The sequence below is a fragment of the Acinetobacter portensis genome, from assembly GCF_009372215.1.
GTDB classification, from domain to species: Bacteria; Pseudomonadota; Gammaproteobacteria; order Pseudomonadales; family Moraxellaceae; genus Acinetobacter; species Acinetobacter portensis.
The window spans coordinates 110,663-123,390 of sequence record NZ_LWRV01000035.1; the positions used below are offsets into that span (position 1 = coordinate 110,663).

The window sequence follows — 12,728 nt, forward strand, 5'->3', positions numbered from 1 at the left end:
AGGACTTTAGCTAATTGTAATTTTGCTCCATGATTCATACAACTTTACAGCAGCGGAGAAGTCTGCATCTGCTTCAGCAGTTAGGTTTGCTGTTTGTATAAGGTTTTGAGTCAAACTCAAAAGAGGCGTAGGTAATTTAACTTCTTGGGCTAAATTTAAAGCAATTCCTGTGTCTTTTGCAAGCAGTGGTAGAGCAAAAGTTAAAGGAAAACTTCTATTTAACACACGTTGAGCCAATACATTTTCTGTTACGCCACTTTTACCACTTGATGCATTAATACAATCTAAGGCTTCCGTTAAATCTACACCATGGGCTTTTAGTGTGGTAAAACCTTCCGCTACTGACCATAAATTAACAGCAAGTAGCATATTATTGACGGCTTTTACGGCAAATCCTGCACCCGATGTACCTACATGCTTAATAAGTTTTCCAAAAGCTTGTATTGCAGGTAATGCTTGCTCATACGCAGTTTCATCACCGCCAATCATTACGGTGAGCGTTGCATTTTCTGCACCAATGGTTTGTCCGCTAACAGGGGCATCTAAAAAGGCAACATGTTGTTCTTTTAATTGCTCTGCAAGTTGTTTGGCAGATTCAGGTACGCCACTTGTACAATCGACCCAAATTGACCCTGCTTTTAATTGAACACCTGCAATTAAGTTTTCAACATCTTTACTTGTAGGTAGGCATGAAAAAATAATATCGGCTTGTACCGCTTGTTGAAGTTCTACAGCTTGGGTGCCATATTCAATTGCATGTTGCTTGGCTTTTTCAAAGTTTCTGTTCCAAACATAAACTGTGTCGAAATGCTTAGGAAGATGTGCTGCCATTCTGTAGCCCATTGCGCCTAAACCAATAAATGCAACTGATTGAATCATGATGTTTCCCTATATCTGTGTAGATCTGAGTGCAAGCCAATTTGAAAGTTTTGGCCAAAATTGTTCAGCACTTTTTTGGCTCGACATTAAGCCTAAATGCCCGCCTGGAATGAGAGTAAACGTGACATCTTTACTATTTGTCAATTCAATTAAAGGCTTGGCTGCGGCTTCTGAAACAATTTGATCGTTATCTCCTGCGCCAATAAAGACAGAGCAGTCTATATTTTTTAATTCGATGAGCTTATCGACTAATTGTATATGACCATCTTTAAGTGGGTTTTTTAACCAAAGATTCAAAATCATGTCTTTGTTCACGCCACCTGGGTAATCAATCATATGATTTAAAAATTGCGACATTGTGGCATTTTCAGTTAAAAATTGGGCATCACCCAAATTTTTTAAAAGCTGTATTTTGCTGTCGAGCCAAGACTTTGGATTGATTAATTTGAAACCAATAGAATTAATGATTCCAGGAGTATGAATATATTGGGTTGCGATATTTTCTTTTAAAAATAGGCTTTGAAGTTTAGATTTTTTATTTAAAAATTGATGTGTAATATCGAAAAGTTTACCAATTTTACCAGATTTGTGAGCATTCATCGGGCTACCTAAAACAATTAAATTTTTAACATATTGAGGTCGATGAAGCGCCGTATAAAGCGTGACAAATACACCGCCCATACTCCATCCATGTATTGAAAGATCCTCGACTTGAGCATGCTTTTGAATGCGTTCAATACAGTTTGGAATTAAATCATCAATAAAATATAAAAAATTAAGTGAATGATGACTGTAATTGAAACGATCCCATTCAAGTAAATAAAGATCGAAACCCTGATTTTGAAAGTATTGAACTAAAGATCTGTGCGGATGTAAGTCGTAAATTGCTGTGCTAACCGCCAAAGGTGGAATAAAGACTAAAGGTTCTTTGTATTTTTTATTTGGAGATGCGTAATAGCGAATTTTGGTATTTTGATATTCATCAATGATTTCATAAGGCGTCTGTTCAGATTGAACCAAAGATTTTCGATTAAATACACGAATAGATAGATTCTTTAATTTTTCACTTTGATTCTCGAGTATTAATTTTAATGCTTTCATATAAAAATCTATCAAATGAGATGCCGATTTGAACGAAGACTAAACAATATTTCAATATTATACCTTGACCATAAAGACCTTAGACGCTCAAAATGTTGGCAATTGTTTACAAAGGCAGTCTACAGACTGATTAATTGAAATGAGCCAACAAGACGACAGTCAATACCAATTAGAAACTTTAGCAATTCGCACAGGACATACGCGTAGTTTCGAGGGTGAACACGCAGAACCCATTTTCCTAACTTCATCTTTTGTTTATGAAAATGCGGCTGAAGCTGCGGCTAAATTTTCAGGACAAGAACCTGGAAATATCTATTCACGTTTTACCAATCCTACAGTAGCAATGTTTGAAAAACGTTTAGCTGCAATTGATGGTGCGGAACGTGCGGTAGCAACAAGTTCTGGTATGGCTGCAATTATGGCTGTTGCAATGTCATTCCTTAAAACAGGTGATCACGTGATTTGTTCACGTGCTGTATTTGGTTCAACAATAGCAATGTTTGAAAAATATGTTGCTAAGTTTGGCGTGGGAGTAACTTTTGTAGATTTAACAGATTTAAATGCATGGGAAAATGCAATTAAGCCTGAAACTAAATTGTTATTTGTAGAGTCTCCATCGAATCCATTGTCTGAAATTGCAGATATTCAAGCATTGTCAGATCTTGCGCATGCCAACGGTGCATTACTTGCGATTGATAATAGCTTCTGTACACCTGCATTACAGCAACCCATCAAATTTGGTGCTGACTTAGTGGTGTATTCAGCAACGAAATATTTAGACGGTCAAGGTCGTGCTTTAGGTGGTGCAGTTGTAGGAAATAACAAATTACTTGAAGAAGTATTTGGTTATGTACGTACAACAGGGCCATCAATGAGTCCATTTAACGCATGGGTATTCTTAAAAGGTTTAGAAACTTTACGTTTACGTATGCGTGAACATTCTGCAAGTGCGCAAAAACTTGCTGAATTTTTAAATGCACATCCTAAAGTAGAAAAAGTTTATTACGCAGGTTTGCCTGAGCATGTAGGTCATGAACTTGCAGCGAAACAGCAAACAGGTTTTGGCGGTATTGTATCTTTTGAAGCGAAAGGCGGTCGAGAAGGTGCTTGGAAAGTCATCGACAATACACAATTTATCTCTATTACAGGTAACTTGGGTGATGCAAAATCGACAATTACTCATCCTGCAACCACAACTCACGGTAAACTTTCACCTGAAGCAAAAGAAGCTGCGGGAATTCGTGAAGGTTTAATTCGCGTATCTGTTGGTTTAGAAGATATTGATGATATTATTGCCGACATCAGTCGTGGTTTAGATTTAATTTAAGATTTGTTCGGAGTTTTTTATGAACGTAAATATGTTAATGCAGCAAGCGCAGCGCATGCAAAAAGAAGTTGCGAACAACATGAAAAAGGCAAAAGAAGAACTTGCCCAAACTGAAGTTCATGCAGAAGCAGGCGGTGGCTTGGTTAAAGTAACAATGACTTGCCGCAATGTGGTAAAGCGTATCGAGATTAATCCTGAACTTCTTCAAGATGATGCTGACATGATTGAAGACTTAATTGCTGCTGCAATGAATGATGCTGCACGTCAAGCAGAAGTTGTTTCTGAAGAAAAAATGAAAGCTGCAAATTCTGGTATGGGTTTACCACCAGGTTTAGCTGGCTTGTTCTAAGGAATAGCCTCAGTGTTTAGTGATCGTTTTGATCAACTTGTACAAGCACTGCGTATTTTGCCAAGCGTTGGGCCAAAATCGGCTCAACGTATGGCATTACACCTCATTATGAAAAATAAAGAGGGCGCGGTAGGTTTGGCACATGCTTTGAATGAAGCTACAAGTTATATTCATGAATGCTCAATTTGTCATTCACTTACGGAAGATGAAATCTGTAATATCTGCGTATCTCATGAAAGAGATGAGCATTTGTTATGTGTGGTGGAATCGCCTGCAGATGTAATGGCAATTGAACAAAGTGGTAGCTTTAGAGGTAAATATCATGTTTTGGGCGGGCATTTATCACCGCTTGATGGCATTGGTCCAGACGAAATTGGTATTCCTTACTTGGTACAAAGACTCTGCGATGGTAAGGTTAAAGAAGTGATTCTTGCTACCAATGCAACCGTTGAAGGTCAAGCAACTGCGCATTATTTGGTAGAAGCGACAAAGCATTTACCTGTACATATGACACGTATTGCACAAGGCGTACCGCAAGGTGGCGAGCTTGAATATGTCGATAGTCATACACTCAGCCAAGCTGTTCATAATCGTATGCAAATGAAATAAGCTTTACGAAGTTTATTTCATTTAATTCAGAATATATCGATGGGTATAAAATATGTTTTGATTAAGAGCTTTTAAGTATAAATAGAAAATTAAAATGTGAATATTCACGGTAAATAACAATAAAAATACGATATTTTGTAATTATTCATATAGCTAAATTATATTTATTGTTTACAATACGATGAAGAGAATCGCTAATTAAATCTCGTCGTTATGTTTCAGTTTATTCAACAACAAAAAGACTTTGAAAATGTTTTAGCATTAATGAGTCAATGCAATACTTACGGACTTGATACCGAGTTTATTAAAGTAGATACCTTGTGGCCAAAACTTGGTGTTTTTCAAATAAATGTAAATGGTCAGGTTTATCTACTCGATGGAACAGCATTAGAACTGTCCGACTTTTGGAATAAATTATTTAACGCAAAACAAAACATTTTTCATGCATGTAGTGAAGATATCGACTTAATTTATCATTATGCGCAAAATAAAAATTTAACCAACGTTTTTGATACCCAAGTTGGCTTATCATTTTTAGGGCATGGCTTACAAGTAAGCTATCAAAATGCATTAAAAATGGTTCTGAATATTGATATTGATAAAGATCAAACGCGCTCCGATTGGTTGGCAAGACCATTGACGACGGAACAACTGAATTATGCAGCAAATGATGTGCTTTATATCATGCAGCTTTCAGACAAAATTCAGACCGAATTAACATCTAAGAATATTCTTTCTTTTGCTTTAGAAGATTGCCGTAATTTGACCCAAGAAATTGGTACAGAACTGCCCACAGAGCTTTTGTATACAGATATTGGTAATTACAGACATTCACGCCGTCAGCTTATGCAATTGCAACATTTGGCCGTGTGGCGCGAGCAAATGGCGAAAGCCTTGAATCAACCACGTAGTTTTATTTTAAAAAATGCAACGATGATTGATTTGGTGGAGAATAATCCTAAGAATAATTTTTTATTGGCGAATATAAAACAAATTCGTCCGAATATTATTCGTGAGCATGGTAAAACCATCATCGATTTATTGAAATTTTTACCACCTCAGGAAGAATGGCCACTAAGAATGGCTCGACCTATTCGTCATTCTTCTAAAGAAGTTTCAGATAAGTTAGATGCTATTATTGACCGTGTTACCTTAGAAACAAGGATTCCTAAAGAAGTGTTGTTGCGCAAAAAGTGGTTCAATGCTTTATATAAACACATTGTGTTTAAAAATGATGAACAAGATTTGCCAGACTATTTGTTAGGATGGCGATACGATTTGTTAACCAAGCCATTAATTAATGCATTGCATAATGATGTGGATTATTTATCAACTCAAATGAAAGTTTCTGTATAAAACATACGCAAACTGTTCAAACTCTTTCTTTTTATACAAAATCTAGACTGATGCGTTAATAATCGTTAATGTATCGGTCTTTTTTTTGTTGTATGCTTTATCGTGCATTATATGGGTATTAATTCGAATATGTTGTGTTCAATCTATAAATCTAGCAAGAAAGATGAAATGTATCTTTACATTGCTCGTCCTGAAGTAAGCGAAAACCAAGCTGAAACAAATGATCCTTTAGACGTTTTGCCTGAACCGATGCGTCCTGCATTTGGTCGTGCAACATTTGTAATGGATTTGGAGTTAAGTGAATCTCGTAAACTTGCACGTGTTAACGTTTTGCATGTAATGGATTCTATTAATACCAAAGGCTTTTTCATTCAAGTGCCGCCAGAAGGATTAATTGATCCAAATGCTGTTGCACCTGAAGGTTTACGTGGTGCTTAATTCAACTAGGGAGTTGTGCTGTGGATAGTTTTCTTTCAATGTTAGACGCAATTCCTGAAGGAATGATTGCAATTACCGTTTATTTATTGGGTAGTGTGATTGTTTTGGCATGTTGGTATGGTATTGCAACTCGACTGCCTAAGCTTTTAGGCGGTATGAGTTGGATTGTATTATTTGCTCTATTGCTTACACCAACAGCATCGGATGGTAATAATGCATCTATTGCACCTGCTGTTTTTGGTGTGCTTTTTGGTGTGCTAACTAAAGATTCACCACTTATTTGGTTGAATTTATCACTTATTCTGTTTGTGATTGGTTTAGGGGCAATTATTGGCTATTTATGGTCGAAATACACCTCAAACAAAACAGAAATCGAATTAAGTAAAAAAGATTTGCCACTGTAAATTAAAAAAATAAGGTTCAGTCATGTCGGTCGATAAGCAACAATTTTCAGGTACAGATCAATATATTGCTACAGACAGCTTAAAGCTTGCAGTAAAAGCTGCGCGTAGTTTACAAAAACCACTTTTGGTTAAGGGTGAGCCGGGGACAGGTAAAACGTTGCTTGCAGAGCAGGTTGCATCGAGCCTTGGTTTAAAGCTGATGACTTGGCACATTAAGTCTACAACCAAAGCACAGCAAGGTTTGTACGAGTACGATGCTGTTTCACGTTTACGTGATAGTCAGTTGGGGGATGATCGAGTTTATGATATTAAAAACTACATCAAACCCGGCAAACTTTGGGAAGCTTTTACGAGTGAAGAGCGCTGTGTTTTATTGATTGATGAAATTGATAAAGCGGATATTGAGTTTCCAAACGATTTGTTGCACGAACTCGACAAAATGTCTTTTTATGTTTATGAAACAGGTGAAACGATTACTGCGACTCAGCGTCCCATTGTGATTATTACCTCAAACAATGAAAAAGAATTGCCTGATGCATTCTTGCGCCGTTGTTTCTTTCATTATATTGAGTTTCCAAATGAGGAAACTATGCGTGAAATTATTGATGTACATTTCAAGAATATTTCAGCGACATTGGTGAATGAAGCCTTACAAATTTTCTTTCAATTACGTAAAGTTCCAGGTTTAAAGAAACCGCCGTCAACATCTGAATTGATAGATTGGTTAAGTTTATTGATGGCTGATGATATGCCTGAAGATATTTTGCGTAATGCAGATAAAACCAAGTCTATTCCGCCGTTGTATGGTGCGTTAATTAAGAATGAGCAAGATGTTCAATTGCTTGAACGTTTGGCTTTTATGGCAAGACGTTAAGCATTTTGGTTGTGAAGAAACCCACGTTTATAGTGGGTTTTTATACTTAAAGCAATCATAAGTTGTGTGAGAATCATTTGGATATATAGCTAAATATTATCGATATTCCTTTTTTAATTGCTTAATTAAATTTTTATAGTATGTTTTTTCAAATTCTTTTTTCATAGTCTTAGTAAGTAGGTGAACAGAATTATGTTTTCTAATTCACTTTCATAAGCCTTTGTATACATATTAGATACGTGAAGTGCTAGTAACTTTTTTAAATTTTAGAAGGGTATTGCAGGTGCTTGGATTGTTGAGCAATGTACTCATAGTATTCATAAAGAAGTTGGCTTTAAAACATCTGTTAATGGTGTGAAAAGTTTGAAAGATGATGAATAAAATTAAGCTGCTCAAGCACTAGGTAAGAGTAGCTAAAAATTGAATTAATATATTGTTTTTGTTTAAAATATTTTGAAATTATAAAACTCATATGAGTTATCATTCTAGATTGTTTTTGATCATCTCATCCATTTTTAAATTAAAAATTTCTAAGCAATTTTCCAATAACTTATTAGAAAGCTGATATCCGTTATTAGCCTTTATATCTTGTTTTAAGGCTTTTCTATAGCGACTGTAGTCGCCAATCAAGTTATTTGTAATATCAAAGTAATTCTTAATATACGGATTACTTTTAAATAGTTTTTCATGATCTAGTGCTATATATGTAACAAGCATATGTATTTTATGTCTAATAACTTGAGATGATTCTTTTCTATAGTCACTAGGGGTAGTGCTCATTCTAGATTTTATCACCAAATCTGTTAAATCTTTATGAATAATAGATGCTTCAACACTTATTTTATCAAGCATTTCATTAGCTCGTTTAAATCTTTCTATATCTTTCCAATCATTAAATAATAATGAAGCAATACAAGCAGTAACTAGAGTGGTTATGCCTCCAAAGTAACCACCAAAAGTTTCCCATGAGTCTTTTAAAGGTGTTTCAACTTTCAAAAAATCAAACAATATAAAAATTAAAACAAAGAAGAATAGGCTTGCCACAGCTGTAATAGCTAATACTATAGCTATTGTTTTTTGAATATCTTTCATCTTCAGCACTCATCCACAATATCACCCCAATCCTGAAGTATTCTACCAAAACTCAAGGGACACAGATCCATAATTTTAATGACATACTGGATTTACACGGATAATTACAGATTGTGGGGAATTTGCCATTTGTCTCAAAAATGTCACATATTAAAATAACACATTGTTTTTGTTTGAAAGATACTATGTTGACCTCGTAGAGGTCTTAAGACTACAAACATATATCGTATTTAAAAAATGAAAAATAAATTTACGCCAATATTTCGCCAATTATTTTTAAATTATTGTTTTTATGCAATAAAAAGCCCCATGGTTAGGGGCTAGTCGTATTTAGAATCTAAGTCTAAATACTGTAAGAGGCTCATCTCATACTAAGTCTATTAAAACATAGAATGCTGAGAAAAGCATTAAGCAGACATGGCATCTATGCTCAATTCTTTTACAGTTGGTTTTGCTTTTTCAGCATTTATTCCCAACTTTTCAAATAAAATTTTATCTTTACCTTTACCTGCGTTGGGTGTGGTTAAAAGTTTTTCACCTGAAAATAGCGAGTTTGCACCTGCCATAAATGCAAGTGCCTGATCTGAATCGGACATAGACTCACGACCTGCAGATAAGCGAATATAGCTTTTTGGCATAATAATACGCGCAACAGCAATACTACGAATCCATTCGGTCACATCTAACTTTTCAACATCCGCTAAAGGTGTACCTTCAATTGGTACTAACATATTGATAGGAACAGATTCTGGGTGAATAGGTAGGGTCGCAAGTTCATGTAACAAACCTACGCGGTCATTTTGATGCTCACCTAAGCCTAAAATACCGCCACTACATACTTTCATACCTGAATTACGTACAAAATCAATGGTGGTTAAGCGATCATCAAAAGTACGTGTACTAATAATATTTGAATAATATTCACGAGATGTATCTAAGTTATGATTGTAATAATCTAAGCCTGCATCTTTTAAACGTTCCGCCTGAGATTGATTGAGCATCCCAAGTGTCATACATGTTTCAAGTCCTAAGGCTTTAACTTCTTTCACCATTTCTAAAACATAAGGCATATCACGTTCATGCGGGTTACGCCATGCAGCACCCATGCAAAAGCGAGTAGAGCCTGCATCTAAGGCTTGTTTTGCTTCTTCAATTACTTTGCTAACAGCAATGCGTTTTTCTGCTTCTAATTTTGAATCATAACGTGCAGATTGTGAGCAATACTTACAATCTTCTGGGCATTTACCTGTTTTTATGGAAAGTAATGTGCTGACCTGAACTGTATTTGCAGGAAAATTCTGGCGATGTATTTGTTGTGCTTGAAAAACCAAATCTAAAAAAGGTTGGTTGTATAATTCCTGAATTTCGTCGCGCGTCCAATCATTACGAATCGTCATAAAAATGTCCATGATTATTTTATCTTCATTTATCATACAGAAATAATAGTGAATCCAAAGGCATAAGATTTCAAAATTTCGCATCATTTTTGAAAATTAAATTTACTCTTTTAATAAATTTATGAATGTATATTTATCTGCAAAATTCAGCCTTATCCTATAAATATGCTCGCAAAGTTTTATTTTGTGTTTTTGTATATTGTTATGAATATGCAACTAAGATGAATCTATATTGCAAATTTTGCACTGAATAGGAATTTAAGATTTTACTGCGAAAATTGTTAGTACAAGTTAATAATTAAATTTCAAAATTGTTGTTTTAAGCGTTGTTCTTGAATTGCCCAATCAATATGGACTTGCACAATATCATCATGCAGTAATTTATTTTTTTCTAAATTGTCGATAATTGCCGAACTAAATGGCGCATTACCTAGTCCTATAGCAATATTCCGCATGAAACTTTGGTAGCCTGTTCTACGCAGTGGACTACCTTCGGTATTGGCTAAAAAGGTTGCTTCATCCCATTGCCATAAATCCAATAATGATGCTTGGTCTAAACCATGTCTTGGATGGAAATCTTCAATAGGAGTTGTTTTTGCAAAACTGTTCCAAGGGCAAATAAGCTGACAATCATCACAACCAAATACTCGATTACCAATACCACGGCGTAAACTTTCAGGAATGATGCCTTGATATTCAATGGTTAAATATGCAATGCATTTTCGAGCATCGAGCATGTAGGGTTCAACAATGGCCTGAGTTGGGCAAATATCAATACATGCTGTACATGAGCCACAATGTTTGGTAGTTGGTGAATCAAAAGGCAATTCTAAAGATGTAAATAATTCACCTAAAACAAAAAAAGACCCTGATTTTTTATGGATAAGTAAGGTATGTTTTCCTGTCCAACCCATGCCTGCATTTTCTGCTAAAGATTTTTCAAATACAGGTGCCGAGTCTGCAAAAGGACGAGATTCAAAATCGCCCACTTTTTCACGAATACGTGAAGCTAAGGTCTTTAAGCGTCCGCGCATGGTTTTGTGATAATCACGTCCACGTGCATAACGGGCAATAATGGCAGAATTGGGTTCATCTGGCACCAAACGCGCTTTGGGTGTTTCAACTAAATAATTCATGCGTACACAAATAATGCTTTTTGTATTGGGTACTAAAAGTGTTGGATTGGCGCGTTTTTCTAAATTCTCTGCCAAAAAATTCATATCTGCATGATAACCACGATCTAAATATTCTTGTAAGCGTGGCAATTCCTCTTGAGCATCTGGGCGCGCAATGACACAATCAGCAAAGCCTAATTCTAAAGCTTGAGCTTTAATCCACGCCTTGAGCGCTTCAGGATTCTGTTGATTCACAGAAATTTTTTGACAGGCTGTGGATGATGTCATAATGAAATAAAAAGGAAGAACAATGCATCAGCAAGTTTATCATAGCTACGATATTCAAGCATGGGAACAGCGTTGGTTTGCGCAACAAAATAGTTCATATGGCTTGATGCAACAGGTCGCTTGGTCAATTACACAGCGTCTTATTCCTTTATTAAAACAACGTGACATATCGACTATTGCTGTATGTTGCGGGCAAGGGAACAACGCTGGAGATGGTTATCTTGTTGCGAAGTATCTAAAGCAAAATGGTTTTCAGGTAGATCTATATGCTGCAGAATTAGGCGAATCTTCCGATTTACAGCGTGCTTATCTTGAGGCAAAAGAAGTCGATCTTCCAATATTTACAGGATTTGATTTTCAAAAAAACTATGGATGTATTGTTGATGCTTTATTTGGTATCGGCTTAAACCGCCAGTTAGATGAAAAGTGGCAAGATGCTATTGCGAAGATGAATCAGCATTCAGCTTTAAAAGTTGCAATTGATATTCCTAGTGGTTTGCAAGCCAATACAGGACAGCCTTTACCATGTGCATTTAAAGCAGATTTTACATTTACAGTTTTAGGCTTAAAAGCAGGTTTATTTACAGGAAAAGCCAAAGAATATTCAGGTGAAATATCAGCAATATCTTTAATTCCATTAGATTCCGAAATTCACCCAATCGCACAACTTACACCATCAAAGATTTATTTGCCTAAACGACAGGCTTTTGGTCATAAAGGCAGTTATGGGCATGTGCTTGTTGTGGGTGGACATGAAGAAATGGGGGGGGCTGTGATTATGGCGGCTGAATCTGCTTTTGCAGCAGGTGCGGGAAAAGTGACGGTGATATGTCATGAACGGCATCATGTTGCAATACTTGCACGTGCGCCCAATATTATGTTGAAAGATATAAATAGCCTAAGCAAAGAAGATGTTCGGACTTTATTATCACAAATAGATGCAGTCTGTTTTGGTATGGGCTTAGGTCGAGATGAATGGGCTAAACAGCAATATAAAATGTGGTTTGATTTACTGATCAATTCAGATTTAGACATTGTATTAGATGCGGATGCTTTATGGTTCTTGGCTGAAAATCCACGAAAATTAAATCAAAAGATCTATTTAACGCCACATCCGGGTGAGGCTGCAAAACTTTTAAATTCTAGTGTTTTAGATATTGAGTCAGATCGAATCAAGGCAATTCATGAACTTAAAAATAAATATGATGGTCAATGGTTATTAAAAGGTTCGGGAAGTTTAATTTTAGAAAATGAGAAACTTTGGATGTGTACCGCAGGAAATGCAGGTATGGGAACGGGTGGTATGGGGGATGTTTTATCTGGGATGATTGCAAGCTTAAAAGCACAATTAAATGAGCAAATTGCTTTACATGAAATTGTGACTTTACATGCACTTGCAGGGGATGAACTGGCAAAAGAAGGGATGCGTGGTTTACAAGCTTTCGATATGCCAAAGGTTGTTTACAAAATGATTAACGCGCAAATGTAATTACTTAATC

At 35.9% G+C, this 12,728-nt stretch carries 13 protein-coding genes; 8 read left to right on the forward strand and 5 right to left on the reverse strand.

Going from position 1 to position 12,728, the window contains the following annotated elements:
- Positions 1-6: 6 nt before the first annotated feature.
- Complete coding sequence (locus tag A6M14_RS02995; RefSeq protein ID WP_152873547.1) at positions 7-879, reverse strand: NAD(P)-dependent oxidoreductase; 873 nt, start codon at positions 877-879, stop codon at positions 7-9.
- A 9-nt stretch (positions 880-888) separates the two neighbouring features.
- Positions 889-1,980 carry an alpha/beta fold hydrolase gene (locus A6M14_RS03000; RefSeq protein WP_152873548.1) on the reverse strand — a complete coding sequence of 364 codons (1,092 nt, stop codon included), beginning with the start codon at positions 1,978-1,980 and terminating at the stop codon, positions 889-891.
- A 139-nt stretch (positions 1,981-2,119) separates the two neighbouring features.
- On the opposite strand from A6M14_RS03000, the gene A6M14_RS03005 reads away from it, so the two are divergent.
- The 7 genes from A6M14_RS03005 (at position 2,120) to A6M14_RS03035 (ending at position 7,337) form a co-directional block, all read left to right on the forward strand.
- Positions 2,120-3,307, forward strand: coding sequence for an O-succinylhomoserine sulfhydrylase (locus tag A6M14_RS03005; RefSeq protein ID WP_152873549.1), 1,188 nt, complete (start codon positions 2,120-2,122; stop codon positions 3,305-3,307).
- Positions 3,308-3,326: 19 nt separating this feature from the next.
- Complete coding sequence (locus A6M14_RS03010; RefSeq protein WP_152873550.1) at positions 3,327-3,656, forward strand: YbaB/EbfC family nucleoid-associated protein; 330 nt, start codon at positions 3,327-3,329, stop codon at positions 3,654-3,656.
- A 12-nt stretch (positions 3,657-3,668) separates the two neighbouring features.
- Positions 3,669-4,265, forward strand: a complete 597-nt coding sequence (gene recR / locus A6M14_RS03015; protein ID WP_163124242.1) for a recombination mediator RecR — start codon at positions 3,669-3,671, stop codon at positions 4,263-4,265.
- Between the two features lie 213 nt (positions 4,266-4,478).
- Positions 4,479-5,621, forward strand: a complete 1,143-nt coding sequence (locus A6M14_RS03020; protein ID WP_152873551.1) for a ribonuclease D — start codon at positions 4,479-4,481, stop codon at positions 5,619-5,621.
- 129 nt (positions 5,622-5,750) lie between these two features.
- Complete coding sequence (locus A6M14_RS03025; protein WP_152873588.1) at positions 5,751-6,059, forward strand: YcgL domain-containing protein; 309 nt, start codon at positions 5,751-5,753, stop codon at positions 6,057-6,059.
- A 20-nt stretch (positions 6,060-6,079) separates the two neighbouring features.
- Complete coding sequence (locus tag A6M14_RS03030; protein WP_188110842.1) at positions 6,080-6,463, forward strand: hypothetical protein; 384 nt, start codon at positions 6,080-6,082, stop codon at positions 6,461-6,463.
- Between the two features lie 22 nt (positions 6,464-6,485).
- Entirely contained in the window at positions 6,486-7,337 is an 852-nt protein-coding gene (locus A6M14_RS03035; protein WP_152873552.1) for an AAA family ATPase, read from the forward strand.
- A 480-nt stretch (positions 7,338-7,817) separates the two neighbouring features.
- Here the strand turns inward: A6M14_RS03035 and A6M14_RS03040 are convergent, their stop codons facing one another.
- The 3 genes from A6M14_RS03040 to queG form a co-directional block, all read right to left on the reverse strand.
- The gene (locus tag A6M14_RS03040) at positions 7,818-8,429 is read right to left on the reverse strand and encodes a hypothetical protein (RefSeq protein WP_152873553.1); all 612 of its coding nucleotides are present in this window, start codon (positions 8,427-8,429) and stop codon (positions 7,818-7,820) included.
- A gap of 407 nt (positions 8,430-8,836) precedes the next feature.
- Positions 8,837-9,826: a biotin synthase BioB gene (bioB, locus tag A6M14_RS03045; protein ID WP_152873554.1), complete on the reverse strand. Its 990-nt coding sequence runs from the start codon at positions 9,824-9,826 to the stop codon at positions 8,837-8,839.
- Positions 9,827-10,131: 305 nt separating this feature from the next.
- The gene (queG, locus tag A6M14_RS03050) at positions 10,132-11,229 is read right to left on the reverse strand and encodes a tRNA epoxyqueuosine(34) reductase QueG (RefSeq protein WP_152873555.1); all 1,098 of its coding nucleotides are present in this window, start codon (positions 11,227-11,229) and stop codon (positions 10,132-10,134) included.
- A 22-nt stretch (positions 11,230-11,251) separates the two neighbouring features.
- On the opposite strand from queG, the gene A6M14_RS03055 reads away from it, so the two are divergent.
- On the forward strand, positions 11,252-12,718 hold the full coding sequence (locus tag A6M14_RS03055; RefSeq protein ID WP_152873556.1) for an NAD(P)H-hydrate dehydratase: 1,467 nt from the start codon (positions 11,252-11,254) through the stop codon (positions 12,716-12,718).
- Positions 12,719-12,728: the final 10 nt, after the last annotated feature.

What these genes read in the sequence shown, in the direction of transcription:
- A6M14_RS02995 (WP_152873547.1), bottom strand. Translation starts at nt 879, where the DNA reads ATGATTCAATCAGTTGCATTTATTGGTTTAGGCGCAATGGGCTACAGA.
- A6M14_RS03000 (WP_152873548.1), bottom strand. Translation starts at nt 1,980, where the DNA reads ATGAAAGCATTAAAATTAATACTCGAGAATCAAAGTGAAAAATTAAAG.
- A6M14_RS03005 (WP_152873549.1), top strand. Translation starts at nt 2,120, where the DNA reads ATGAGCCAACAAGACGACAGTCAATACCAATTAGAAACTTTAGCAATT.
- A6M14_RS03010 (WP_152873550.1), top strand. Translation starts at nt 3,327, where the DNA reads ATGAACGTAAATATGTTAATGCAGCAAGCGCAGCGCATGCAAAAAGAA.
- A6M14_RS03020 (WP_152873551.1), top strand. Translation starts at nt 4,479, where the DNA reads ATGTTTCAGTTTATTCAACAACAAAAAGACTTTGAAAATGTTTTAGCA.
- A6M14_RS03025 (WP_152873588.1), top strand. Translation starts at nt 5,751, where the DNA reads ATGTTGTGTTCAATCTATAAATCTAGCAAGAAAGATGAAATGTATCTT.
- A6M14_RS03035 (WP_152873552.1), top strand. Translation starts at nt 6,486, where the DNA reads ATGTCGGTCGATAAGCAACAATTTTCAGGTACAGATCAATATATTGCT.
- A6M14_RS03040 (WP_152873553.1), bottom strand. Translation starts at nt 8,429, where the DNA reads ATGAAAGATATTCAAAAAACAATAGCTATAGTATTAGCTATTACAGCT.
- bioB (WP_152873554.1), bottom strand. Translation starts at nt 9,826, where the DNA reads ATGACGATTCGTAATGATTGGACGCGCGACGAAATTCAGGAATTATAC.
- queG (WP_152873555.1), bottom strand. Translation starts at nt 11,229, where the DNA reads ATGACATCATCCACAGCCTGTCAAAAAATTTCTGTGAATCAACAGAAT.
- A6M14_RS03055 (WP_152873556.1), top strand. Translation starts at nt 11,252, where the DNA reads ATGCATCAGCAAGTTTATCATAGCTACGATATTCAAGCATGGGAACAG.